Genomic DNA, 1,964 nt, shown 5'->3' on the forward strand with positions numbered 1-1,964 from the left:
GGAAACAACCTTTTATCCATCTAAATACCATATTTATCGCCTCCAATATAATATTGCATCTTTTCCATTATTTGGCAAAACCTTTGTTAACAGTGCCTAGGGGAGAGATGCAAAATACACTAATTTCAGGCTCTACCGGCTCTGGCAAGACTCAGGTTATTAGTGATATTGTAGAGCAGATCAGAAAAAGGGGTGACAGAGCTATAATCTATGATGCTAAATGCGATTATGTGAGCTGGTTTTACGATCCAAACAAAGATTATATACTCAATCCATTTGATGAAAGAGGAGAAAAGTGGAATCTACTTGCTCAAATTACTGATGAAAGAGAAATTAAGGGCATTATAAGCGGCTTTATACCAGAGAAAGACTATGGTGATAAGATATGGGAAGAAGCTGCAAGAGTTGTTTGCTCTGCTGTTTTAAAAGAGCTATTTAAAGAATCTTGCGATCTAACTAACCAAGAAATATTAGATATTCTTCTAAAAAAAGATGCTGAGCAAATGGCATATTTTTTAAAAGATTCATATGCAAAAAACTTAATTAACCCAGAATCTCCCAAAACCGCCTATAGTGTACTTTTTGTCATATCATCCTATTTGAATGCACTTGAATTTATGCATGGCAAAAAGAGTGAGAGCTTTATTATAAAAAACTGGATGAGAGATGCAAAAGACTCAATCCTCTTTATCACCTCAAATCCTAAGTATAAAGCCGAGCTGATGCCACTTGAAACCGCATTCTTTGAAATTGCAATAAGAGAGCTTATATCTCAAAAGAAAGAAGAAAAAACCTGGTTTATTATTGATGAGCTCCCAACTCTACAAAAGATACCATCTCTTTCAAATGCACTGGCTGTTTCCAGAGCATCTGGTGGATGCTTTGTACTTGGCATACAAAATATAGCGCAGCTGCGTGAGATATATTCTAAAAATGGTGCACAAAATATTGTTTCTGAATGTAATACCAAAGGAATCTTTAGAACAAATGATCCAGATACAGCAAAATGGGCGTCTGATCTTATTGGAGATTCTGAAGTTGAAGAGTTTAAAGAAGGGTTGTCGTACGGAGCTCATAAAATGAGAGATGGTGTTAGTATTCAATCCAATGAAAAAAGAAAAAACATTATAATGCCATCTGAATTCCTTGCTATGCCAAATCTAGATTTGGTACTGAAAATTTCTAGCTTTCCCTCTACCAAGGCTACTTTGAAGTATAAGGGACGCATAAATCTACATAATACCAAAAATGATGTTTTGCAAAACAATAAAAGTGAAGTTATAAAGCCTGAGAATACCTTAGCTGAGGCAACATTAGATCAATTTTTTAGTAATTATATAATATGATGATTTCAATTAGACTTTCAGAAGAAGAAAAAAGTGTTTTAGAAGCTCTTGCAAAAAAAGAAAATGTATCGCTTGGTCAGTATATTAAAAATAGAGCTATTGGAGATCGCATCTATGAAAATAGTACCCCAGCTATCAGCTGTAATGCACCAAGCCAAGATGTAAACTATCAAGAGCTAGCTAAAATTATACTAGACAGCTATATAAATATTAAGGCTATTGCAAGCAAAAGCCTTAGCAAGGAGGATGAGCAGCTAGCAGAAAAAACATATAAGGAAAAAATTAAGAGATTTCTGCCTAATTTGTAAAGAATTTTTACTACTTATTAGCTTATAAAGCCCTTATTTAGCCTATCTTATTACCTCTAGTTAAGCTAAATATACTGAGAACATACGTGTAGATACGCACCATACACTGTATTAGATTTTCATGGTTCCTTTTATGAATAAAACTGAATTTGTTGATCTACTCTCCAAAGAATTAGGACAGTCACAAGTAAAAACATCTCATATAATGAATTCCGTACTCAAACTTATAGTCGAAGTTATGAAAGAAAACGACGAGCTAAAAATCGTTGGATTTGGCACTTTTAAAGCTAAAAACTATCCATCTGTTATA

3 protein-coding genes are annotated in these 1,964 nt (G+C 33.8%); all 3 read left to right on the forward strand.

Annotation, left to right across the window (positions count from 1 at the left end; genetic code table 11):
* The coding region (locus Cyrtocomes_RS05960) for a type IV secretion system DNA-binding domain-containing protein (RefSeq protein ID WP_322498273.1) at nt 1-1,346 on the forward strand (1,346 nt) is incomplete at its 5' end.
* Entirely contained in the window at nt 1,343-1,654 is a 312-nt protein-coding gene (locus Cyrtocomes_RS05965; RefSeq protein WP_322498274.1) for a DUF6290 family protein, read from the forward strand. The genes Cyrtocomes_RS05960 and Cyrtocomes_RS05965, both read left to right, overlap by 4 nt.
* A 133-nt stretch (nt 1,655-1,787) precedes the next feature.
* Nucleotides 1,788-1,964: HU family DNA-binding protein (locus Cyrtocomes_RS06185; protein ID WP_410519715.1), on the forward strand; the 177-nt coding region annotated here is incomplete at its 3' end.

Source organism: Candidatus Cyrtobacter comes, from assembly GCF_034470605.1.
GTDB classification, from domain to species: domain Bacteria; phylum Pseudomonadota; class Alphaproteobacteria; order Rickettsiales; family Midichloriaceae; genus Cyrtobacter; species Cyrtobacter comes.

Bases quoted from the DNA above. Each gene is read 5' to 3' on its own strand.
- Cyrtocomes_RS05965 (WP_322498274.1), top strand. From the start codon at position 1,343: ATGATGATTTCAATTAGACTTTCAGAAGAAGAAAAAAGTGTTTTAGAA.